13 protein-coding genes are annotated in these 25619 nt (G+C 46.9%); all 13 read right to left on the minus strand.

Annotation, left to right across the window (positions count from 1 at the left end; genetic code table 11):
* Nucleotides 1–12 precede the first annotated feature (12 nt).
* Nucleotides 13–975: a Gfo/Idh/MocA family protein gene (locus HQN90_RS30080; protein WP_173226069.1), complete on the minus strand. Its 963-nt coding sequence runs from the start codon at nt 973–975 to the stop codon at nt 13–15.
* Nucleotides 976–1910: 935 nt separating this feature from the next.
* Nucleotides 1911–3488, minus strand: coding sequence for an extracellular solute-binding protein (locus HQN90_RS30085; protein ID WP_173226071.1), 1578 nt, complete (start codon nt 3486–3488; stop codon nt 1911–1913).
* A 158-nt stretch (nt 3489–3646) separates the two neighbouring features.
* Nucleotides 3647–10573 carry an S-layer homology domain-containing protein gene (locus tag HQN90_RS30090; protein ID WP_173226073.1) on the minus strand — a complete coding sequence of 2309 codons (6927 nt, stop codon included), beginning with the start codon at nt 10571–10573 and terminating at the stop codon, nt 3647–3649.
* A gap of 323 nt (nt 10574–10896) precedes the next feature.
* Nucleotides 10897–11919 (minus strand): S-layer homology domain-containing protein, encoded by a 1023-nt coding sequence (locus tag HQN90_RS30095; protein ID WP_173226075.1) that lies wholly within the window; start codon nt 11917–11919, stop codon nt 10897–10899.
* A gap of 76 nt (nt 11920–11995) precedes the next feature.
* Nucleotides 11996–15271: a family 20 glycosylhydrolase gene (locus HQN90_RS30100; protein WP_173226077.1), complete on the minus strand. Its 3276-nt coding sequence runs from the start codon at nt 15269–15271 to the stop codon at nt 11996–11998.
* 30 nt (nt 15272–15301) lie between these two features.
* Nucleotides 15302–16150: a carbohydrate ABC transporter permease gene (locus tag HQN90_RS30105; RefSeq protein WP_173226079.1), complete on the minus strand. Its 849-nt coding sequence runs from the start codon at nt 16148–16150 to the stop codon at nt 15302–15304.
* Nucleotides 16151–16163: 13 nt separating this feature from the next.
* Nucleotides 16164–17090 carry a carbohydrate ABC transporter permease gene (locus HQN90_RS30110; protein WP_173226148.1) on the minus strand — a complete coding sequence of 309 codons (927 nt, stop codon included), beginning with the start codon at nt 17088–17090 and terminating at the stop codon, nt 16164–16166.
* Between the two features lie 108 nt (nt 17091–17198).
* A complete protein-coding gene (locus HQN90_RS30115) occupies nt 17199–18572 on the minus strand; it encodes an ABC transporter substrate-binding protein (RefSeq protein ID WP_246362912.1) in 1374 nt (457 codons plus the stop codon).
* A 183-nt stretch (nt 18573–18755) separates the two neighbouring features.
* Nucleotides 18756–20030 carry an extracellular solute-binding protein gene (locus HQN90_RS30120; protein WP_173226082.1) on the minus strand — a complete coding sequence of 425 codons (1275 nt, stop codon included), beginning with the start codon at nt 20028–20030 and terminating at the stop codon, nt 18756–18758.
* Between the two features lie 25 nt (nt 20031–20055).
* Nucleotides 20056–21045 carry a substrate-binding domain-containing protein gene (locus HQN90_RS30125; protein ID WP_173226084.1) on the minus strand — a complete coding sequence of 330 codons (990 nt, stop codon included), beginning with the start codon at nt 21043–21045 and terminating at the stop codon, nt 20056–20058.
* A complete protein-coding gene (locus HQN90_RS30130) occupies nt 21035–22831 on the minus strand; it encodes a cache domain-containing sensor histidine kinase (protein WP_173226086.1) in 1797 nt (598 codons plus the stop codon). The genes HQN90_RS30125 and HQN90_RS30130 overlap by 11 nt, the downstream gene beginning before the upstream one ends.
* A 2-nt stretch (nt 22832–22833) precedes the next feature.
* Nucleotides 22834–24459, minus strand: a complete 1626-nt coding sequence (locus tag HQN90_RS30135; RefSeq protein WP_338042407.1) for a response regulator — start codon at nt 24457–24459, stop codon at nt 22834–22836.
* A gap of 293 nt (nt 24460–24752) precedes the next feature.
* On the minus strand, nt 24753–25616 hold the full coding sequence (locus tag HQN90_RS30140; protein ID WP_411830237.1) for a carbohydrate ABC transporter permease: 864 nt from the start codon (nt 25614–25616) through the stop codon (nt 24753–24755).
* Nucleotides 25617–25619 lie beyond the last annotated feature (3 nt).

Below are 25619 nucleotides of genomic sequence, written 5' to 3' on the forward strand. Positions count from 1 at the left end.
CATTCCTTATTTTTATAAAGTCGGAACCTTAATCTCTTGCGTCTGCCCGGTTTCGCTAGCGAGCTTGGCGTAGTGAACAAGCGCCCCAGTTTTCAAATAATCGCTGCCGCTGGTTTCTGCTTCGCGGCCCTCCTGAAGGGACGCCAAAAACTCAGTCAACGTATCCGTTTCATCCACGCCGCTGTAATCCTCGAATAGTTGGACTTCCCCGTCCCGTATCACACGAATTTGCATATTCACGACTTCCATTGCACCCTCAGTGCCTTCAAGTCTCCAATTGCCGATCCAAGGCGTTTCGCTCCCACGAGAAGCGATGGATGCGTTATAAGCAGCCGTTATGCCACCCTCCAATTCAAGGAAAGCGTAAGCATTTATGACGGCCCCGTCTTCTTCCCAAGCGTTCACGGGATTGTACAGCTTAGCTTGGACCGTCTTCCCTTCTTTTCCGCTCAAATAGCGAATCAGATCAAAGTGATGGACACCAATGTCATCAAGAATACTAACCGTATATCTCCGCTGAACGTGGTGGTATCTATAAAACTGGATATCCAAAGACGATAGCCTTCCGATAACGCCCTCATCCAAAAGCTGTTTCATTTTACGTATACAAGCCATTCTGCGATAATTCTCTGCGATCATAAAAGGCAGCTTTTCCCTTTCAGCTCTAGCAACAACCTCAATTGATTCCTCATAGTCAAAAGAGATCGGCTTCTCGCACAACACAGCCAGCTTATGATCAAATGCCGCGTTATTCACCACGGTGTGCATCATTGGCGAAGTTACGTTTACAAGAAAATCAGCTTGTTCACACTGTAAAGCTTCTTCAAGCGAAGTGTAGAAAGGGAACGGATCCTCATTCATCTTCGCCTTCATCGTGCTGTCGACCTCGACAACGGCTGCTAATAAGCCACGATCTCTCAGACGCTTATACCAACTGAACCCTGCTGATCCCAAACCAACCAATATCGCCTTCATGGATCACGACCCCCTAAATTTTCACCTTCATGCCTTATTACCTTCATTATAGGAATTATTCGCTAAGCAGGAAGGATAAAATTTAAGGTGATATGTCTTTTTTTACGATATCATTCAATGCCAAAGAGATATCCGTCCAGCAGATCGCTCTGCTGGACGGATACCTCTTTCTTTTAAGCTCAGCTTGCTTTCCCAGGGGAGGCTGCCTGCTTTGCCTGTTAAGACTGCCTTTTCGGCAGGCTCAGAGCGAGTTCGGTGAGGCTGTCCCTTAAGCCAAATTGAGTAGGTAAGCGCCGATAGATGATCGGATTGATTACTCTATAATTCCATGTGGGATGAAGGGCTTCCCGATCAGTTCGGTTCACCCGAGTGTAAAAGCCTGCGAAAATGCAGGAATTTCCGGGCAAATTCGGTTAAAAAGTGGAAATGCCTGCAATTGTGCAGGCATTTTTATCTTTTTCAGCCTCTCATCCAGAAAAAGCCTCAAAAGCCTGCACAAACGCAGGAATTTGATCGTTGAGGCTATTCCAAGAGCAAAAAAGATGCATAATTGCAGGTTTAGAGATAGCAACTGGAACTAGATTCAGAGAAAGTAGGAGGCTCATCAAGAAATTATCAGAACCCGTAAAAGCTATAGTGAAATCCGGACAACTATATTCATACGCATGAAAGAAGATCATACGCAGAACAGCCACCAGTTTATGTCAGGTTATAATGTACAAATCCGAGCTGCCGGTAATCAAAAAGTAAAAGTAAGTTTGGTATAGGCACGATTGAGCCTCTCCGAATGCCTATCAATAAGGCTGTCTGGGACAGCCCCCTTTTTTCGGCAGGCTCACGCGGATTCCATGCCGCCTCCATCCGGAGACAGCATTTTCGGCAGGCTCAGCGCAGATTCCATGCCGCCCCCATCCGGAAACAGCACTTTCAGCAGCTTATTTATTATCTAGCATAATCGCTCCTTGCTTCTTGTTCCAGCGATCTGTTGCTTCTTTAATAATCTCGTTGCCGCCTTTGGACTTATACTCTTCAATGACTTTCGGCCAATCCGAGATCGGCTCTTTGCCGTAAATCATTTTAATCATATGGTCGATGATAAGCTTCGGACCTACGTCGGGTTGAGGCGCGGCAAGATCAGGAAATTTAGCGAAGCTGCTCAAATCCGGATAAAATCCGATGCCTGGCAAGCCTTCCTTCGTAAGTACCTCGTCGAATGCTTTCAAGGTGGCTTTGCCATCCTCATTCAGCAGCAGTCTTGGTTTGTTGTAAGTGGAATCGTGCACGGCCCACATGGTTCCACTGCGGAACCCTTCTTCATCCGTCTGTTCCTTCGTCGTTGGAAATTTATAATTGATTTTACCGCTGCTGTCCTTCGTGTAAGTATCCCCTTCAATGCCGAAGGTGAAGAAGGTTTCGGCTTCCGGTGAAATCATCCATTCGAACATTTTAATAATGTTGGCAGCTGTTTCCGGCTTCACATTTTTATTAATATAGAATGTACGGATGACGGGTGCGTAATAGAAATAGCCGCCTTTCCCTTCCGGTCCTTTTGGCGAAGCAATGATGTCAACTTTGGAGCCTGGAACCGCTTGTTGCGCCTTGGTGCGATAGCCCGGCAAGCCAGAAGCGTTTTGCGACCAGATGCCCGCTTTGCCCGCCTCGATGCTTTTCGTAAAATCGGTTGAACTAATGGTAGCGAATTCCTTAGGGATCAGGCCCTCGTCATACATCGTTTTGTAGGTAGCGAGCGCTTTCTGAACATTCTCGACATCGAAAAATTTCGGGACTACTTGACCGTTCACAAGCTCAAATTGATCCTTATAAGGAAGAACATCGAAAGCGCCCAGAATAACGTCCGCATACTTGAAGTTTTCTCTCATTTGATACGGATTCTCGACTCCCAGCTTCTTGAACGCACGCAGTACATTCAGAAACTCGTCTACGGTTTTCGGTGCCTGAAGGCCTGTTTTTTCCAGCAGATCTGTACGAATATAGGTGGAGCGGCGGGAAGGATTACTCAGAAATTCGGGCACGCCATAAATTTTTCCATTATATGAAACACTATCCCAAGCTGCTTTGGGGATCAGTTTCATCAAATTCGGCGCATTTTGCTTCAGCAGCTCGTCCAAGGGCATAAACACACCGTTCTCTACGGAACCTGACATCGACTTGCTGCCAGGACCGCCAATGCTGCCAACCACATCAGGAATTTCGTTGCTTGCGAACATAAGGCCGAACTTGGAATCCTCCATGACCTTTACGTTCATATCCGTATTCGTCAATTCCTCCAGCTTCAAGATCCACTTGTCCTTGTTCAGATCCGGCACGGTAGTGTGATACCCAGTATTGACCGTCGTTGGATAAAGGATAGAGAACTTCGTCGGTTCTTTCTTCCCGTTGGCTGCGGAAGACTGCGGCGTTGCCTTATCCGCTACTTTCCCATCCGTCGAACACGCGGTTAATGCAGAAGCTGTCAACAGGACAGCCAAACTAAGACTAAACGTTTTTTTCATTTAAACCCCTTCTTCCTTTAATATACTGTAAACGATTTCATCCACTGCCTATATCATATTGAATATCGGGAACTTCTTGTATGTATTAATTTAAGCTGCCCTGTGAATTTATACGATTGCAGAAAGACCGCCAAGCTGCTTGGCGGTCTCGTCTTATATCAATTAATAAATTGTAAGGATTGCAGCATGCGCTTCAGCATCACGGCTGCTTGCGCACGCGTAGCAGGTTCATTCGGCGCAAAGGCATTATACGACATGCCTTGAATGAGGCCGCCAGCCAACGCTTGCGAGATAGCCGCACTCGACCAGTCGCCGATCTGCGTACGATCAGAGAATCGATTCAATAAAGCGTTATTGGCCTGAATTTCCTTGCCGCCCAATTTCATTGCCCGCATCATCATCGCTACCATTTGTTCGCGGGTAATGTTGGCGTTTGGTCTAAAGGTACCGTCCTCATATCCGTTTATCAATCCAGCTTTATACGCTGTACTTACGGCTCCGAGGAACCAGTCGCCCGGTTGTACGTCTTTAAATACATTTGCCTTCATGTCGACCAATCCTAGCGCACGAACCAGCATAGCCGCAAATTCGGCACGTGTTACAGTGACCTCTGGGGCAAATTGCTGATTCTTTTTCCCGTCTACAAGCCATTTATTCGCCAGCAGCTCCACATCCGCTTTTGCCCAATGCCCCTGTAAATCCTTAAACGATTTATCGGATTGAATAACCGTATATAGGCTGTTATGCGGAGAACGAATCGTAATCACGGAAGAGCCATTCTTCGTTGTGATTATCGCTGGTACGAAATGGATCTGGTTGCTCGAGTCCACCCATACCGCTGTTACCTTGCTGGAATCAACGGTCAAGGCCCCCAAGCTAATCGTACGATTGACATACATGCCGCCGAAATCACTTTTTTCTATCCCATTAATTGTGATTGTGAATTCTATCGGGTTCGAAATCACTTGCTTCGCATTCATCTTGTTCACTGCTTCATTTACATCGTTCCCCGCTTTACCGGAAACTTTGGAAATCGAGATGCTAACGGTCGCATTCTTCGGAATATCTGCAAACAAATTTACAGGCAATTCATACATGTCGCCATTCGCCTGGATCTGAATCACCGCATGGCTTTGCTTGCTGATCATGCTAAGGATGGCGTTGCCTGGCAGCTCCACATTGACAGTAGGTTCGCTGCCCTTCACCTCAATCAGAACAATCGGAGCTGCCAAGGCTTTCTCCAGCTTATCCGCATCCACGATGACCTTGGTTACCGTCCTTCCATCGGCCATCGTTTCTTTCGTTACCTTCGCGTCTTTCTCAAGATCCAAGATGCCGGAATTGCCAGTTGAACCCGTTGTTGCCGGTGCCGTCGTGCTGCCGTTGACTGATCCCGTACCTGAGCTTGAGCCTGATCCTGATCCTGAAGAATCATTCAGCGTTCGAAAGGCCACCGCGGTTCCGTATACACTCTGGGCTCCGTCCGTGTCAACGGCTTGAACCGTAAAGGAATAATCGTTCCCTGGTGTCAAGCCTGTCAATGCATACGTAAGAACATTGCCTAGCGATGCAACTTCCGTGTAGGTGCTGCCTGTAACGCTATAAATCTTATAGCCGGCTACGCCTATGCTTGCTTCAGCAGCTGTCCATTGCAGCGTCGCTGATCTTGTCCCCACGTCTGACACAGACAGCTTGAATGTGCTTGGCCATGTCAGCTGTGTGACCGTAATAGCAGCCACTGCCTTATAGGTTGTACCCGTAACGGTCCCTTGAACGCTAAAGTTTCCCACCGTTGCATATTGGGAGGCGTCTATGTTGTTCCAAATGACACCAACAAGACGAGTCGATTTGTCGCTGTAAACTGCTGTGACAACCGTTGGCATTACTGGCGCTGTTCCTACAGGTGTTAGGATGCTGACTGGCGTAATGCTGGCAATTTGCGCCTGATTGTCCGGCGGAACAAGCTCTGTCGGTTGAGCAGGCGCCGAGATCATAAACATGCGGGAATATATGTCCGTCCCCTTTGATCTAACCGTTACTTTGGACAGATCGCTCGCAATGCTTGGCAGCGTATAGCTTGTTGTACCTGCCGGTAACTCAGCAAACACCGCTTTGTCATTATAAACCGTATACCCTTCGCTCAAAGCATTGGCATCCCACTTCAGAACTTTCGCAGATCCGTTAGCCTCGACATGAAGATTCTGTGGAGGTGTAGGCGCATTAAACACTTGAACTTGTGTAAGGCGAGGAGGACCCGTAAGATCCGTCCCTGTATTGCCGCCAGAAGCATTCTCCACCGTTACCTTGATATATCTGGCATGATAAGTTTTGCCAAGGTCGATGGGGTATGAGCTGTCTGCCGTATCTGCGCCACCGCTATTGTTGCCGGTTGCGTACGTATATCCTTGAGCTGTCTGTTTGTCGACTTGCGTAAAGCTCATTGCATCAAACTCAGCAGCCGATGTATGATCTCCAACCTCATTCGATACATAGACGGTTGCGCCTTTTAATCTCGTCGATTTGGCAAACAATCGGATTTGGCTTACATCCATGGCCTGGCCAAGGTCGAGAACGAAGCTGCCTTTTCTTCCCCCATCGGTTCCCAGCCATGAATAATTTCCGATTTGATCCAAGCTGGTCACATCGGTCACAGCCCATAATGTCGGGTCTTGGAGTACGCCAGTAGTTAGTTTGTTGGCATTCCCGTTTACGCCCGCAGCCGATTGGAGCTGGATCGAATTGGCATTTGCTGCCGGACCTACGTTGTACACATGTTTATTAAGCGCAAGGTTAACGGATGATAGGCCAGAAGCCACTTTGGTTATCGTGATATCAGCAAGCTGCAGCTCTGCGTCAAATGCTGAATTATTGCCGCCATTGGAGCTGCGGTAAATTCCCCACTTCGGTCGTTCATATTGGTCAAAAGCCGCCGGATACTCCGTCTCGAAATTGCTGCCTTTTTCCGGTCTTCTCCATAAATCCTTGGTGCCGTCCGTCGCGCCTTGATTCACAAAAGCTTGATACACATCCGGACTGTCAACGTTGTAAACCTTGCCTGTCACCATATCCGTTATTTTGACCGTGAACCAGCCGGAATCCGAAATAAGCGCGTTAAGCTCAACCTGAATCCAGTGGCCGTCGATTTCTTTTAACGGAATGCTCATCGCGGTCTTATCGCCGTCGGATCGGTTATGATTCAAAACCAGATTTCTGCTGGTCGTACCTGAAATCGAGAATGCAAGGAGATAGGCGCCATTCTCACCGCCGCTGTTGCCGCCCGGCAAAGTATTAGCCTTCTGAGCATTCACAGCCTTCAACTGAAAAATATGCCTAAAGTTGGCTTGATTCCACTGGTTGCCGTCGGAAATATGCCATTTCCACTTGTAAGAAACCAGATCGCCATTATAGGCTACATAATCGCCGCCTGAATCTTCACTTGGGCGAATTTCAACTCTTTGCCTGTCATTGATTGCTGCGCCGCCAACCACATAGCCTTTCTCCCAGTCAAAAACACCTTTGTGGCCGTACTCGCCATCGCGGACTTTATCCACGAATTCATTATTCACGCCTCTTCCGTACTCAAAGACCTTAAACACATTTGTGTTCAGCACGCTATCCCATGCGTTTACCACATGGTCGTCAGCAGCATTAGCCCGAGGCTGATCGCCATAATACTCGTGGTAAGCGTCTCTGATCCGCTTGGTCACGCCTTCTACAGGTTCGTCAGTTCCCATGGCACCGCCCAGAACATGATAAGGAGATACGCCTTCAATAGCGTTCATCTTGATGGTTTTGGAATTAGCGCCAGTACCGCGAGCTGTTACGTCCAAGGCGAAAATAGATGGACTTCCGTTGTTGAAATTGAACGTAAATTCATTGGTGCCGAGCGGTAATTTCGCCAAGTAGGAGGCTGCAAATACAACCTTGCTGCCAGACAACGAATAATCGATAGTCGGACGAAGCAGAGTACCGCCTTTGGCAATGCTGGTAAGCGTCTGCCCGCCAGCAAGATTTATCGTTGTTGAAACAGGTGCAGCTTGATCCCATGTGCTGTAGGTATCCCTAGCCGGTACTAATGCCGTTGTATTAGATATGGCATCTTTGCCGGAAATCGTCAAACCGGATATCCCCATCATCGATGCGGCTTCATCCGTCTTCTTATCGCGAGGGCCGACCAATACCGTGTTGATCATCACATATCGGGCTGTAAACGGATAGAGGAATGTTTTGTTATCAAAACCCCATTGTTGCCCTGCGTAAGTGACATAGGACCACAAGCCTTCCGTTTCTGTACCGCCCGCCAGCGTCCAGCCGTTCGCCTTCCAATCGTAATTCTTTGCCGTATCGGAAGCCGTAGGCGCACTTGCCCATGAGCTTGGGCTGCTGGAGTAATAGACCTCAAATCTTGTCGCGTTACTTTGGATATTTGCGATCGTATTAGGTATTTCAAGGTGCAGTTTATCAATCGTTTTGGGAGATCCCAAGTCAAGGGCTATTGCCAAGGAAGATGGCGCGTAGCTGCCCATATAGACATTTGAGCTTGAATTGCGCCAATAACCGCTGCCACCTGAGCGCAAAGCATCTATGCCTGGATGATTGGGATCTTCCGAGCTTACCTTGAGATTCTGTCCTGCTACGGGTGTAAAACGGGATGGGGACAACAGATTTACCAGAACAGGATCTGGGGAAGTCACGGAGGGTTCTCCGAAAATGTTGAAAGCATTGCTGCGTATCCCCGCACCTTTACCGCTGGCCAGCGTGTTATTAACATCGGATACAAGCAGGACATATTGCGCTTGAACAGGCACGGCCAAGTTGTGATCTGCCTTTTGGTTATTGCTAAGCGGTGTGGATTTCCCCGCTCCAGGGATCATTGTCCAAGATGCTCCATGGGCAGTCTCCAGCGGTTTTTCCGTGCCAACCGTGCTGGTCGAGAAATTATTTCCCTCCACAAGTTCATCATAAGCAGCTGCGTCATTGGTATAGTACACCTGATAATTTTTCAAGTAGCTGCTGTTATTCGTCCATTCGATTTGAATTTTGCTGACATTAATTTTCTTCCCCAGCTTTACAGCCGCCCAATATTGATGATTGCCAGCGTCTGTGGTTATTAGAGAGCTGTTAGCCTGCCAATAGGTGGTGGCATCGTTATCAATAAAAGATTCTCTCATATTTCCAGTGCTGCCTTTGGAGACAGCTTTTATTTGAGCTTCAGGAGTTACCGCCCAGTTTCGATAATCGGAAAGGTTCACTTCAATGAAAGGCCTGATGTTCTTGCTATTCGTAACCCCTGTGCCGTTAAAATCGCCATAGATCTTGGATTTCCCCTTACTATCAGGCTTATAGCCTTCCGGGCTCCATGTCACATTCACCTTTTCTATATTCCCTGTGCTCAGGGTAACATCCAGCTGTGATGGCAAGGATAATTGGCTGAAAGAAGTACCTAGAGAAGCCGCAGCTTCTTTGGGCCTTGCCCAAGCTGCAATGTCTTTAGGTTGTGCATTTGGGTTCCAGCCATCCGGAAAAATGTAGCTGTTTTTATCCCTTTTGATTAAGTAAATATCAGATAGATACATGGTTGAAGCTTGGAATTCGTCTGCATAAGCCGCATCTCCTGCGCCGTTATACAACCCATGATAAAGGCCCCATTTGGAACGGTTTTGCTGCCCCGTCTCAGCGGGTAAATCAACTCGTTCGGACCTGCCCGTGGTCGGATTTACAACTTCGGGGCGTCTGAATGTTTCGGCCGTCATTCCCCCTTGGAACAGCACATCGCCGGTGGCAAGGTCGACAAGCTTGCCGTAGATATACCCTTTATCAGCTGTCAAAATGGTTACTTGCAAATCAAGCCAGCGATCCACCACCTTATCAAATGGAATCGTAAACAATGGCTTTATTCTATCCGCATAGTTGGCGTCCGGATTATTCCTGAATTCCAGTTGGCCTTTGCCTTCACTTGAAACCAGCGTAAGCGTAGCCACGGGCTGGCCGGCAGCGTTGCCCGCCACTTCTTTCAATTGAAAAATGTGCCAAAATCGGTGGGGATCAATAAAATCGCCCGCATGCTTGTCACCAACATCTTGCTGGAACTTTAACGTTTCCGATGGAAGCATAAGTCTCCAATGATGGGTCATAATATCGCCGCCTACGCTGTTGGCATCCTGATTGGATGCTGCCGTGTTGCTTTTAATTTCCAGCCGCTGGCGGTCGCTGCCCACTGCACCACGGTCACCATCGTCTCGGCTCACGCCGTCAGGCGTAACAAAAGGCTTAAATTCATGGTAGCGCAAAATGTCTGAATTGAGTTTGTCCGTGCCTGGAACATTGGCAATGCCATATTTTGCAAGCGCATTCAAATCATCTTTGCCTATGGTCTGCAGATACATATTGTCTCCTAGCCAAGATTCATTCACGGTAGAAGCCACCGGGTAGTCTCCTGATCGATCATAGACAGATTCCGACCATGCCTTTCCACTATAAGAGGAAGGAGCACCGGGGCCTTCAATAGAACCTGTTGTGCTGCCATTGCCAATTGGAGATGCGCCCATCACATCCCACGCGTCTTCGCCCGCCCTAATATTGAGCGGCAAAAATTTCTCGTTATCTCCCACAGTACCTGCGATTGGGGGCAACTGACTTTCTACCGTAGTCGTTATCGTATATTTTCGGCTATTGCTGCTATTATTCTTATCCGTAACTACCAAATAATACAACGTAGTCCCGCTTTCTGAAAATTGATCCATTTTGGCATCGCCTTGGTTGATCCCGCTTGCCGCAAAAGAAATCGCTGTTGTTTCATTGCTTCTATAAAGTGTGGCAGCAGCCCCTGAGTTTGTCGTAACATTCAGCATTTGGTATAAGGTGCCGTAGGGCAATGAAATATGGATGCTTGCCTGATTAAGATCAACTACAGCATTGGCTGGCTTGTTCACTTCTATTTCCAGTAGACCTAAGCTGTCTCCCGGCGCTGCTAGAACCGTTGACGCTGGGATAACGCTCGTCATCAGCGAAAGCACAAGTGAAAATGAAAGAACAATGCTTGCTGCCTTTCTTAATGCTTCTTGCCTAAACATCTTAAAGAACATCTTCAAGCCTCCTTGAGTCAATTACGATGCATTTAAATGAGGGAGTCAAGACATCAGCTGCTAATCGAGTGATACACGAAATAAAATGAATGCGCTACCAAGAATGTTGATTTGAAGCCGCTACCTAATAGGCCTAGGATCATCTCCCTCCTTCCACAATTTACTCATTGTAAGGCACGAACTTATTTCCGCAGATGGAAAAAATTACGATCACATGGTTTTTTTTAACATTTGAATGACAAAAAAACCGTCAGGATAAAATATCCTGACGGTCCTTTTGCGGCAGCCGCTTGTTTTCTCGCAAGTTGAGTACTTTAATGCACCTATTTTGCACCTAATCCAGCTAACAATCTCTTCAGCACGACCACTGATTCTGCCCTCGTCGCTTGCTCCTGCGGAGCAAACTCTTCCGCGGTTCGGCCATTCATCAGGCCAGAGTCCGCTGCAAGAGCAACAACCTTTTTGGCCCAATCACTGACTGCGCCCTCATCGCTGAATCGGATCGTTGCGCCCGCGGTCATATCTTCCACTCTCATCCCTGTGGCATGCCCCTTCGCTCGCAGCAGCATCGCTGTCATTTCTTCACGCGTAATGTTCTTCGCCGGCGCAAACTCCCGGTCTGCAACGCCATTGACAAGCCCTGCCGCATACGCTTTCTTCACCGTATCCTCATACCAGGAGCCAGCGGTTACGTCATCGAAGGGGTTCTGTATAGGACTACTCTTTAAGTCCAATGCTTTGGTAAGCAAGGTTGCGAACTGCGCTCTCGTCACGTTCGTATCCGGTGCGAAATGATCGTCATCCATCCCTTCCACGATGTTCTTGTTCACCATCAGCATAATATCAGATTCGGCCCAATGCCCTTTCAAATCGCCAAAAATTTTGGTGAATTCCGCAGCTTCATTGAGCGAAATCGATTGATTTTGTAAATTGTGATCGACAATTTTCATGGAGGTCCACTTCACCGTTGTCGATCCTGCTTTTTTAGCCTTAAAGGTGATCGAGCCTATGTCGAGATTTCCCTTTTCACCTTCTACTTTGCCCATTTTCGTATGCGCAAAGATCACTTCATTGTTCTTCACAATGGGCGAAACAGAGAAGCCTTCTATTTGGGTATCGGCTTTGACAACATCCAGCTTGCTGGCATCGAAGCTGAATTTGGCCTCGTACGCATATAAATCCTGCACATTTGTTCCTTGCAAAATTACGGTAAATTCCCCCGTCGATTCGGCATCCGAGGTTTTCATCACGAATTGGGATGCTTCCTCCGCATAAGCAGGAGCCAGCAAGGCCAAAGAGCAGCAAAGCTGGAGTGCAAATGCGGCATATATGATGTTACGTTTCATCCTAAACCATCCTCTCTTATGCGGGAAGAAGGGGGTGGCCTGGGCCCTCCCCTTCCTTATTGATCAGTCTCCGTGATTACTCCATCATTCTGTTCGCCAATGCCGCAAGATCGAGAATATCAATGATGTTATCATTGTTCATGTCGGCGGCTTTCACTTGATCCCAGTCCGGACTGGACGAAGTTTTGCCATAGTTGGCTGCAGCGAATCCAAGATCGCCGATGCTGACTTTGTTATCGTGATTCAAATCGCCCGGAACGCCGACCGGTACCGGTGTCACTTGCACGCTGATCGACGAAGCGGTCGCGCTCGTTTCATTGCCTTGTGCATCGGCAAGAATAGCTGCCGCCACTGTGATTAGCCCCGTTGCCGCTTGCTGTACGTTCTTTGCTTTAAACACAATTTGCACGATATCGGCCGTGCCTGTGACAGCGTGGGCCGCACCTTGGCTGGCCAAGATAAGGCGCAGCTGGCCTGCCTGATCCTTTGTTTGGACGACGCTGACGCCATCTTTCATGGATGCCGCCGAGACGAATTCCAACAGGTTCGAATCATAGCTCAGTTTAATATCCTGGCCGTATACGTTTGTGATCACATTATAGACTCCGAAGTTTACGGTTAGTTGGCCTCCTGACTGCACAGTACTGGCAGAAGCGTTAAGCGAGGTGCCAGGTGCGGTCGGAGCCTTATTGTCGACCGTTACTTGGCTCACACTCGTAAAGCTGCCTTCTGCCGTAGCAGCCGTGATTGTTGCGCTGCCTGCTTTGAGCGCCGTTATGACAGCCTTGCCGTTACCGCTGTCTGAGACCGTTGCTACGCTTTCGTTGCTGCTTGTCCACGTCACGTTCTTATTCGTTGCATTGATCGGCGAAACGACAGCTTCAATCTCGCTCGTTGCTCCGACATTCAGATGCAGCGCGTCCTTATCCACCTGTACGCCGGTGACGTTAATCTGCTGGGCAAGTACGATTTCCGCACGGTCAACGGAAATACCCACACCTGTCGCTTGGCTGTTTTTAGTTCCCGTTACTCTGACCTTGATCGTATGCGCACCGGAACTTAAAATCGGGGAAACGAACAAGTTCGCGCCGCTTTGGGAAGAAGAAGCATACAAATCAATCATTTTCTCAGCGCCGCCGTCGACCGAAATGCCTGCAATTCCTGCTCCTGGCGCTTTCGTCCCGATCAGAATGATCTGCTTGCCTGTAAATTTCATCTCATAAGCATCATTCGTTGCTGCGCTGGCGCTTTCAGCTCCGACATTCCATGTTCCCGTGTAATTAAATTGATGATTGTCCGTCCCTGTTACCGTGTTCTCAACAACAGTGCGATTCAAAACTTCAACGCGTTCCAAAGAAAGAAAAGTACCGCTGGCAGAGCTGTTCTTTCTTCCCGCTACTCTGGCCTTGACGGTATGCTCGCCATACGGCAGAACAGGTGATGTATACCAAGCCGTCGCATTTTGGCGCGATGGGGCATATAGATCCGCATCAACCTCGCTGCCGCCATCGAGAGATACGGCCGCAATACCATGCCCCGGAGCTATCCCGCCAACAAGCTTGATTTGTGTGCCAACAAATTTGATATCGAAGTAAGCGTCAGTCAAGCTTGTATAACTATCGGATGAAACGATCCAACCGTTGCTTCCGCTCGTGCCGATTTTGGAGTAATGAATTCGATTGATATCTGTTCCTTGCTCGCTATTTTTGATCAGCGTTATCCCTAGCGGCTCGGTAGGCGCAGGGTTGCTGACCGACGGCTCGTCTCCGATTAAACTGACCCGGTTAAAGAAATCCGCAGCACTGGCGGAACGAGGGCCTCCCCACATTCTTTCGGAAAGCGCCTGACGCGGTTTTCGGGAAGCATCTTCGAAATTGGATTCCGGAATCACGTATTCGCCATCCCCAACTTCTACGCCTTTAAACGAACTTCCGCTTTCATATCCGATTCTGCCATCCGGTGTCTTGACTTGATCCCAATAGTCAGACCAGATCGATAGAAAGTAGCCCATCATATTGGCATGCACGGAAGGATTCCAACTCTCATACATGTAACTTGTATCCGGCAGAAGAGATTTCCCTGGCGTTACATAAAGCACGTCACCTGGGGATGCGTATACTTTATATCCCTCGTTGGCAAATGCACTAGCCTGCTTGGAAGAACTTTTCTCATCGCTCCAAACGGTAATCACATTATCCGTATTCAGCGGAATGCTCGGATGGTAGTCTTCAAATCCGTTCCAGTTCATCGGCGTTTTTCCAAGCTGCTTGACATGCTGACTCATCTCATTGATGAACTCGATAAAGCTGTCTCCAACCTTTGGCAAGCCCTTGCTGTTTTTATAAGCGACAAGCTCCGGACAAGCGTTCATTTTGGACTCTGTTTGAATTTCATCGGAGCCGATATGGAAGTAGGGCCCTTTGAACAACGGAACGAACTCGTCGAGCAAACCTTTAATGAAAGTGCGTGTTTCGCTCTTCGTATAATCAACCGTAAACTGCGGAATGTCCCAGCCCGTCGTGTCTTTATCCATGGATGAACAACTGAATTTCATCGCCGGTTTATATTTGTTAAGAATGGCCGCATGGCCGGGCATTTCCAGTTCAGGGATGATCATAACATGATAGCGATCGGCGATTTCGGTCAACCGTACGATATCCGCTTTGCTGTACGATTTGACCGAAGCCAGGCCTGGATAGGTGTCGCTTTGCAAGCGGAATCCGCTCCATTCGCTAAAATGGATTTGAAACGTATTCAGCTTATTCCACGCCAACCGTTTGATCGTATCTTCGAGATACGCCATCGAATAATATCTGCGCCCGACATCGAGCATCACTCCCCGCTGAGCAAATTGCGGGTAGTCCTTGGCAGTTCCTTTGGGTATATAGGAACGGGAAGGGTCCTGCTGCAAAATTTGCAGTACAGTCCGAGTGCCGTAAAAGACGCCAGCGGTCGAATGTCCTTTGATCGAGAGAGCTGCTGCCGCTTCCAGCACGTAGCCTTCATTGCCGATGCCTGTGTCATCGGTATTGAGTGTCAAGAAAATATCGCCCGCGTTCGCTGCATTGGCCTGAACAACCGTCATTGCTTTGCCAGCAACCAGTGCGACATCTTCTTTGAAGGCCGCAGCCGTTTCCGCAAGCTCAGCACTGTAAGAAGAATCAATAACAATTCGTGATGTATCTTTTAATTGAAAAGCGCCTGCTCCGCCCGTCCATTCCCGTAAACTGGGAACCACACTCGGAGCTGCGTTTGCTGCATAGGATACGGATGGCAGTTGAAACAGAGAAACGAATAAGGAAATTACCATTAGCGCCATAACTGATTTTCTTTTCATAAAAGAATATCTCATGTTGAATTCCTCCGTTTTATCCTTGTCTTGTTAACCCTTTAAGGCCCCAGCGGTAATGCCTCCTGTAATTTGCTTTTGAAAAATAACGTAAAACACGATCGGCGGACCCATCGAGATGATCAGCGCAGCGAAGAGCGGTCCCCATTCTGTCCTGTACTGCATCTCTCCCTGCATAACCGCAATTGCAACCGGTATCGTATATTTCGTAGGGTCGCTAATCAGCACTAGCGCAAAAACATATTCATTCCAAGTGTTGAGCACAGTAATGATAGCAACGGATATTAATCCCGGCTTGGCTAGAGGAAGCATCACGCGAAAGAAGATGCCATAATGGGAAGCGCCGTCAATGGAAGCTGCTTCTTCCAATTCTCCGGGCAAAGATTTGAAAAAACTGACTAATACGAACACAGCGAACGGCACTGCCGTTACGGTATAAACCAAGGTTAAGCCAAATAAATTGTTCGTGAGATGCAGATCGTTCAATAGGAAAAACAAAGGAATAATGCCCAGAAATGTGGGAATCATCATGTAAGAAAGGTACGAATAATACAGCAAGCCATTTCCTCTGAACGTAAACCTTGCAATGACATAGGCTGTCGTAGCCGATAAAAGCACAGCAGCAGCCGTGCTGACCACGGTCACAACGAGTGAGTTCACAAAGTTGGAGGCGAAATTGTACTTTTCCCAGACAAATGTAAAATTGGACCAAAGCAAGGGAAGCTTAGGCAGATCCCAAGGCTTGCCTAGAAAAAACTGCTGATTATCCTTCAAAGAACTTAGAACTGTCCAGATCAGTGGATAAAGAATACATACAGACCAGGCGATAAGGCACAATTTGAAAAACAAACGAAATGCGGGATGAACCGTTGCTTGACTCATACTCATTACCCCTCTACGTTAATTCAATGGTTTCTTTCTTCATCAGCCTTTGAAGCGTTGCTGTCGTGATCAAAGAAAGCACCAGAATGAGAACGCCAATCGCAGACGCATAACTGAATTTGCCGAACTTGAAGGCATTCAAATACAGATAGGAGCCCATGACCTGTGTCGCATTATCCACTCCGCCTTCAAAAGTCATGATCGTGACGATGACGAATGATCCATTAAGCGTTGTCATGACAATCCAGAGAACCGCAGTCTGAATCTGCTCCCACGACAAGGGAAGGGTAATCTGCCAAAATTGATGCCACTGCGACGCGCCGTCAATATCCGCCGATTCGTATAACGATGAGGGAATGCTCAGAATGCCGGCAACCAGCAGAATGATCGTGAACCCTACGCCCGCCCAAATGGCAGGTGGCAAGAGTGCGAAGATCGACCATTTGTCACCTAACCAGGCGAAATCGAACTTTTTCTCGGTAAATAAAGAGATGAAAGAATTTAAAAATCCGAGGTTCGGATTATACACATAGCGCCAGAGAACTCCGACCACTACAACGGAAAGCACATTTGGCAGAAAGAAAATGATCCGATAGAAGCTTGAACCTTTCATATTGAAACGGGTTAGCGCCAACGCAAGGAACATGGATAAGAGCATAAAACCAATGACTTTGCCGATAACCAGAATGTAGTCGTTGCGAATTGTTTTTAGAATGACATCGTCATGCAGCAGGTCCTTGAAATTCCCAAGACCGATAAAGTTATACGTTTCAGAACCGCCCGACCAATCAAACAAACTCAGATAAATACCTTTAAACAAGGGATAAACGGTAAAAACAAGATACAAAAGCAATGTTGGTAGGATAAAGGAAAGAATGAACACATTCCGCTTCATCTTTGCAGTGCCGGTTCTTCTAACACTCGTTTTCCTGTCGTTCATGGCGGCTGCAGCCGACTGTCTCTCTTTCATAATTTCCTCCAATCTAAATGTCTGAGCGATAGCAAGGGAAGCTTAGTTCCCTCACTACCGTTCATCACATGAACGGAATTATTTCTTTTCTTTGGCGCGAATTTTGTCCGTCGCTTCTTCCATGCGGTCCGCCCACTGCTGTGGTGTAATTTCGCCTTTGGTAAGCGCGATCGTTGCGTTGTTCCTCGCTGTGACAAGCTCCTCTGGAATGACGATTTCAGGCGCGACAACCGTATTCGGCGAGTTATAGAATTTAGCTGCTTCTTTCGTCAGAGCCGGCGCATTCGTTCCTTCGAGATCAGCCTTAATGTTCGAAGGGGCTTTGGAAAGCTCCGCCCATAGTTTGCTTTGTTTTTCAGTGAAAATAAATTGCATAAACGCTTTGGCTGCCTCAGGGTTTTTTGCTTTCTTGGCAATACCCACAGTGGATGTGTAAGGATTCGCTACAAACTTGCCGCCTTTGTCCTGACCGATGGAAGGCAAGAAGCCAAATTCGAAGCCAGCCGGAATGTCCTTCGCCATTTCACTTTCCACCCAAATGCCGGTCGGGATGAAGGCCGCTTTATGCTGCAGCCATTGGGATTGGGAATCCGTGTGATTCAGCGCCGGAGACGCTTTATCGATAAGACCCTTGTCTCTTATTTGCACAATTTTATCCAGCGCTTTCATCACCGGCTCGCTTTTCCAAACACCTTTCTCGAGCGTATTAATTTTCTTGGAAATGGACGTATCGTAGTTGTTCATCGCAATGATGGTCGGATCGAGCAAGGCACCATTGATGTAATAGGGATAAACCCCTGTATGGATGTAATCGCTCATCTTGCCATCCGCTTTAATTTTCTCCCCTAAAGCCATGAAACTTTGGAAATCTACAGGCGCTTCCCACCCTTTGCTTTTGAATAACGCTTTATCGTAGAACGTGCCCCAGGATCCGAAAACTAACGGAACGGCAAATGCTTTGCCTGGCTTGTACTCCTCAGGAGGAGCGATTAGCAGATCGAGAATTTTTTTCCCATCGACATTTTTGGCATCTTTTAGCCAATCCGTAATATCCATCAATTGATCGTCCGTTACCATTTGCCTTGTGTTGGAGCCAGCTCCGTCAATGTATACAAAATCAGGTGGATTTCCTTGCAGCCAGCGAGGTTTCATTTGATCGTTAATTTTTGCTCCAGCGGACTCTTTAATTTTGAGATCAGGATTCTGCTTTTGGAAATCGGCAATCGCTTGTTTCCACCACACGTCTCCGTATCCCCCGACAAAATATTGGATTTCGAAATCTCCGGCAAGCTTTGTTCCCTCCGCCTTTGCGCCGTCCGTTGCTTTAGCGCTTTCAACAGGCTTCGTTGTCGGCGAAGTCGTACTCGCATTGTTGCTTCCACAACCACTCAGTGTTAACATAACTGTCGACAGTACCATACCCCATGCCATTACTTTTTTGGATTTTAACATTCGAAATGACCTCCCCAGCGTTTTGTTGATCCGTCCTTACACCTTAATCATAGTGAATTTCACCGTTTGCAACCATTGATTAAAACACTGTAAATAGTTAAAAATGTATTGTCTTTAGGCGCGCATTGTATAAAAACACAAAACAAGCCAGGAATCATTTCCTGGCTTGTTCTCATGCACAACTCAATGACTTTTGTTCAAAGCAATTTGCTGCAGCCGATCCAGCGCCTGTTTAGGACTTGTCTGACCGAGCAGCACGGTTTGCCCCATATTTCTGGTTGCATTAAGAACAGCGGACCAAGCCGGGTCCTGAATGGGGTAAAACTTTGCAGTTTTAAGCGCGTCCAAATTTTGCTTCATGGCCGGATCATCCTTCGCGAGTTTGCTGCCAACCGTTTGAATGGTTGGAAGAAACCCTTCCCGCAGAACAAACTCCTCGTAACGCGCATTCTCATACATAAAATCGAGGAACTTGGATAACGCCTCCTTATTCGTATGATCGGTTTTGAACGACATCAGAACGTCCTGTACGCCCAGCACCAACGGAGTCTGCCCCTCTTTGACCGGGATTGGCCCTTTTCCCCATTTTAATCCCGGGTACTCATGCGGAACGACCGTCTCAAAATAATTGCCGGAGATCAGCATGCCCAGCTTGCCGTTGCCAAGGATGCGCTGCTTCTCGTCGCGTGTCGTTACGGTCGGCTCCGAATCGGTTAACCCTTTTTCATACAAATCTTTCAGAAACGTGATACCTTCCACATTCTCAGGTGAATTGATCGACCATTCGCCATTTTTCATCCAGCCGCCGCCAGCTCCATAAAAGAAATAGGAGAGATACGCCCAAATCTCGTTATCCGTCAAATCGACACCGAAGCCGTCCACTTGTTTGGTTTCCTTGATTTTGCGCGCGTCTGCCTCTAAGGATTTCCAATCTTTAGGTGGGTCTGTAAGCCCGACTTCGTTGAAAATATCTTTGTTATAGTACAATTGCCGGATCGTAGCGACGTAAGGAACCGTGTATTGCGTGCCTTCCATTCTATTGCTCTCCATCAAATAGGGGTAAATGTCATCCTTCAACTCTTTGGACAAAATATCGTCCATACTGTTGAGCAACCCGTCCTTGGCAAAATGCGCATAAATGTTCGTGAGCAGCAAATCGGGAGGCTCGTTGCGGCTAATCATCGTATTGTAGGCACTATCCAGAATGTCCCAGTTAATGACCTGCAGTTCGACCTTGATGTTCGGATACTTCGTCTCGAAATCTTTCACCAGTTTCTCAAAATAAGGCTTGGTAGAAGAGCTATACTCTGCTGCCACGAAGGTAATCGTTGCTTTCACGTCGGGATTGGTGGAAGCCGATCCATGGCCGTCATCCCGAATACATCCGGTGAACAACACGGCAGCAAGCTGGAGTAGTATAATCAACAAACCCTTTTTTCTTCGAGCGAATTGGCTCATGGTTTGACCCCCTTTAGTCATAGGACTACTTTTCTACCATTGGGAAGAGAAGTTCCTGATTTTCTTGGGTATACATATTTTCTCTGGTGATAGCACGGGATTCGATATTGATCTGAGGGTCCACTTTGATCCCCGAGGAGGCTTGAACAGCAGTTTCAACAGCTACATAGCCAATATTGAATGGTTTTTGGACGATTTCAGCCTTTAAAATACCTTCTTCCAGAAGCTTGATTTGATAAATGGAACTGTCAAAGCCAACAACTTGGATGCGGTCTCCGCCTTTCATTTCTTTAACAGCCCTGGCAGCACCTAATGTGGCCGTTTCATTGAGAGCGGCAATCCCTTGGATGTCTGGATACATAGCCAGCAGGTTTTTCACTTGAATATAAACCGCATCCTCTGTTCCTTCAAGTTCGAAATTTCCTGCATAGGCAACATTAGGAAAACTCGCAAACGCTTCTTTGCATCCGTCCTGACGTTCCTTCTCTGTGAGCGATTCCTTGCCACTGCTAAGCGTCATTACGCGAAATAATGAGTCATTGTGTCCTTCCGCCAAAATCATGCCGGCTTGCCTCCCGGCTTCGGTATTGTCAGTCATAATCAGGCTTGCCTCCGGATGGGAGCGAACCGGCGAATCGATCAAAATAAGCTTCGTGCCGGATTTGGTTATTTTCTCGGCGGCGGATGAAAGCCCATCGTAGTCGGCGGCAGCAAGAACGATCGCGTCCGGCTTCTTCGCCAGCGCTTCATCCACGCTGCGAATTTGCCCAGCCGTGTCGCTTTCCGATAACGGACCCCTAATGTCGAGGTTTACTGCGTACTCCTTGGCAGCTTCTTCTGCGCCTGAACGAACCATTTGCCAGTAGTCCGAGCGAATATTGTTCGTTTTCAACACAATTGCAATCTCCAGTTTCTTAGGATTCGTGATTCGCAGCATCTCCATACCGATAACTACGACGAAACCAAGCGTAATCACGAGCAGCACTGCCCAGATAACCGGCTTTTTAAGGTGCATGATCGGCTCCTTTCTGGAAGCATTTGGGGAGAACAATCCTGACTTCCGTGCCTACCCACTTTTCGCTCTTGTAGGACAGACCGAACTCATTTCCGAATAGTTGGATGCGTTCGTTCACATTGCTGACGCCAATTCCCTTCACAATGCCATCTCTCGACTTCAGAATGTGCTCCAGCTTCTCCGGCTCCATGCCAACGCCGTTATCTGCAACGACAAATACAATCGCATCCCCTTCTTCTGTCCCCGTTATCGTTACCTGTCCAGGCTCTAGACTATTCTTGATCCCATGGTAAATCGCATTTTCCACAATAGGCTGCAAAATAATTTTGGGAATATGCACATCCAGAATCCCAGGATCCACCTCGATTCGAAAATCAAGCTTATCCTGATAGCGCATCGCTTGAATCTGGAGATAGTTGGTAATATGCTCAATCTCGACCCGTACGGGAACCGTTTCATTATTCTTATGAATAATGGCGCGAAACAGCTTGGCCAGAGACGACGTCATCAGCACAACTTCATCATGCTTTTTACGCTCTGCCATCCAGATGATGGAATCCAGCGTGTTATACAAAAAATGAGGATTGATTTGCGCTTCCAGCAGCTTCATTTCGCCCTGGCGTTTGCTTTCTTCATTCTGAATAATTTGATTCATCAATTCTCGAATACGGCCAACCATAATCGTGAACGTGTGGCTTAACTGCCCGATTTCATTCTTGCTTTGAAAGTCCGAGCGAATCGTGAAGTCTCCTTTTTCTACTAGTTTCATATTTCTTTGCAGCTGTTTGATCGGTTGTGAAAGGTGACGGGAAAGATAAAATGAGAGGCATAAAGCGATGACTAAAGCTAATATGGTCCATAGGAAATACGAAACATTAATTTGATACTGGTTGGCAATGAGTTCATTCGCATAGGCGACCCCGACGATTTTCCAGCCGAAATGCGTCTCCTGAATCGTATACATCCTTTTTTTATTGCCTTCTCCTGTCGTGAAGCTGCCGCTGCCGGATTGTTTGACTTGATCAATCATCTCCGTTTTCAGGTTGCTGTTGATCAGCTTCTGCTGCGGATGATACACGATGCTGCCATCCTTATCGACGATGAAAACATATCCTCTTTTGCCGAGGTTGATATGATTGCAAATTTCGTTAATAACACTCAAGTTTAAATCGACGAGGAAGATACCTTCCCCCGTAATGCCGTCTGCGCTTTTCAGCTCACGGCTTAGTGAAACAACCCACCGATACTCATTCTGAATCATGTTCTGGACATGCGGAGCGGAAATGACGGATCTTCCTCCCTCCGCTTTCGCATTTTTGTACCATGGTTGTTCCTCGAAGTTGGCGTTCAAATTCAGGCTTGTAATTCTGTGGTCTGAGACAAATCGGTTGTTGTAGCCAAACACCATGATCGAGGCAATATCTTTGCGGGTAATCAAAATGGATTGAAATAAATCGGATATCCGTTTCTCATACGGCCTGCGCTCTTCATCGCTAATGAAGCTCGTCCCCGTAATATAATATTTCACATCCTTGTTCGTCGATGCCAGCAGAGAAATATCTTCCATATTGGTGATGTAGGATTGAAGATTAATATTCACCTGCTGGACAATTTCAGCGATATAATGTTTGGAATTCATTTCTACCGCGTCAGCCGACAAACGATAAGAGATATAGCTTGTGATCACGATCAGAAACAGAATCAGGCACGAGAAGACGACAGAAATACTGGATTGAATGCTTCTGAATTTGAATAGAAATGATCCGATATTCCATCCTTTTCTCATATTCATTTCTCCCTCAACAACTTTTCTCGGTATTCCGTAGGTGTCGTTCCCGTATGCTTTTTAAATAACACACTGAAATATTGAGGGTCGCTGTAGCCGACTTTTGACGCCACTTCATAGGATTTCAAAGACGTCTGATTCAGCAAATCTTTGGCTTTATCAATCCGCACGCGCGTCACGTACTCCATAATCGTTTGTTCCTTATTCTGTTTAAACACAGAGCTGAAATAGCTTTTGCTTAAATGGACATGGCGGCAAAGCTCATCAACGGTAAGGTCCTCGTTCGCATAATGCGTTTCGATGTAATCAATCACACTCAGAACCTGCATTTTCGTTTGATCGCTTCGCTGCTCCGCTACAAATAAAATCGCTTCTTTGCAAATCATTTTGAGCCAATCTTCAATTTCTTCCAATGTTCTGAAATGATTGATCTCTTTTTGAGCGACATCATAGCCTTTGAAATGAGCGCTGTAATTGCCTTCGAATTCATGAAGCGTATTCATAATGGAAATAATGATCGACTGTATTTGTAAATAACAGCCCCCTATTGGCATTAATGAAGCCTTGAGACGGCTGATTAATTGTTCGATCAGCGCTTGCGTTTCTCCGAACGTTCCCGTCTTGATCAGGGTGGAGAACTTTCGGTTCCATTCCATATCCAGCTGCTGCGCAGGTCTGTTGGCGCCCTCCATATCCTGAATGGAGATAACCCTGTTGTTGCCGAGCATAAACCTGTAATCCAGCGCCGAGATCGCCCCTTTGTAAGAGAGCGGGAGCTCATGCAGCGCTCTGCACATCGTGCCGACACCAACGGTAACCGTGCATTTCAAATATTTCTCCATGCAGAAGCGCATGACTTCAGACATGTTGAGCGCCGCTTCATCGAGTTCGTCCCCCGATTCTCCGTAGAAGAGGACGATCATCCGCTCTTCTCTCGTCCGGAACACAATGGCTTCTTTATTTTCCACTACTTCCTGCACAATATTGTAGGCAGCCGATCGGAAAAGCTCCGGGTCGTTCTGCCATCTTTCTTTTTTGACTTCGTCCAGGTTATCAATGTCAATGGCGACAACAAGATAAGGCGGTTCAATTAACGGAAGTCCGAAATATTGGAACCTTTCCAGAATCTTTCTTTCACTTAGGGTGCCGCTCATCAGCTGCTCCAAGAATCGTTCTCTTAATAAAGGCAGGCTTTGATGGAGCTGCATTTTCAAATGGGAGAGATTTTCGCGGCTTTCTGCTTCCTTGTCCATCTCTGCTTTCACTTTATCCAGCAGATTGCGAATTTCATTGGCTGTAATCGGTTTGACGACAAAATCGTGAACTTTCAAACGCAGCGCTTTCTGAGCGTAATCAAACTCATCATGGCCGGTGAGAATAATCACCTTGATATACGGGTATTTCATTTGAATTTGCTTGGTCAGTTCAATTCCGTCCATAAACGGCATGCAAATATCGGACAAAACCAGATCCGGCCTGAACTCAGAAACCGCTTCCAAAGCTTCTTTGCCATTCCTATAGCCTCCGATGCATTCAAAACCATGCCTTTCCCACTCGATACTCTCTTTGATTCCTTCTCTTACCTCAATTTCATCGTCCACGATTATGATTCTATATATGATGTACACCCCATTTCATTCTTTGCTTCAAATGAATTTAAGTCCATGTTAGGAATACTACCACAAATAAGAATGCAAAGTAATGACACATCAGAAACCTTTTATATATTGCAATAAGCTTTATTGTTTTGATGTACTCATCATTATACAAGCCTTTTCTAGTATCGGATAGAGCCTAATCGGATGCTTTTTTTTGTATTTCTACCTTAATCTTCATGAAATGGTATAAATGCAGAAGCGAAAAAAGCCACCCCGCTTATACACGCGAGGTAGCTGATTTTTGCTTTTATGATGAAATTGAATTAAGATTTCACCGATCCGACCATCATCCCTTGAATAAAGTGTCTTTGCAAGAACGGATAGACAAGCAGGATTGGGATCGTCGCCACAACAATGACCGCCATCTTAATCCCTTCCGGAGAAAGAACAAGCATTAATTCTGAAGAAACATCCGATTGGCCAAACTGGTCTGTAAATACAATTTCTCTTAATCGTACCTGCAGCGGTATCCAGTTTCGATGGTCGATATAGAAAACAGCTTCCGCATAACGATTCCAATGACCTACGGCATACATGATGCCCATTGTCGCCATAGCGGGTTTAGACAGCGGCAGTACAATGTTCCACAATATTCTAAACTCCCCGCAGCCATCAATTCTAGCTGAATCCAATAATTCCGACGGCAAGTTGAGAAAAAAGGATCGCATAACGAATAGATTAAAAGCGCTAATCGCCATAGGAAGCATCAAAGCCCAGAGGGTATTGAGCAGTCCGAGCTGCTTCACCAGCAAATAATTCGGAATTAACGGAGCGCTGAAAATAAGTGTAAACAGCACCATGATCAGAATGGATTTGCGAAACAAATACTCTTGTCTGGATAAAGGGTAAGCAAGCGTTGTTGTCATAAACAGATTGATCAATGTTCCAAATACGGTAATGATGACACTATTCCGAAAACCAATCCATATGGTTGGATCCTGAAGAATTAGCTTATAGCTTCCGAGTGTGAAGCCAACCGGCCAAAGTGCAACCTTCCCCGCATTAATCGCAACGTTATTGCTTAAGGATTGCGCAATAATATGAATAAGAGGAAGTATCATACTGAGTCCGAGAGCCGCTAACAATATGATGTTGAATATATTAAACATTTTATGACCTTTTGTCATAAT

The organism is Paenibacillus alba, from assembly GCF_013204855.1.
Lineage (GTDB): Bacteria > Bacillota > Bacilli > Paenibacillales > NBRC-103111 > Paenibacillus_E > Paenibacillus_E alba.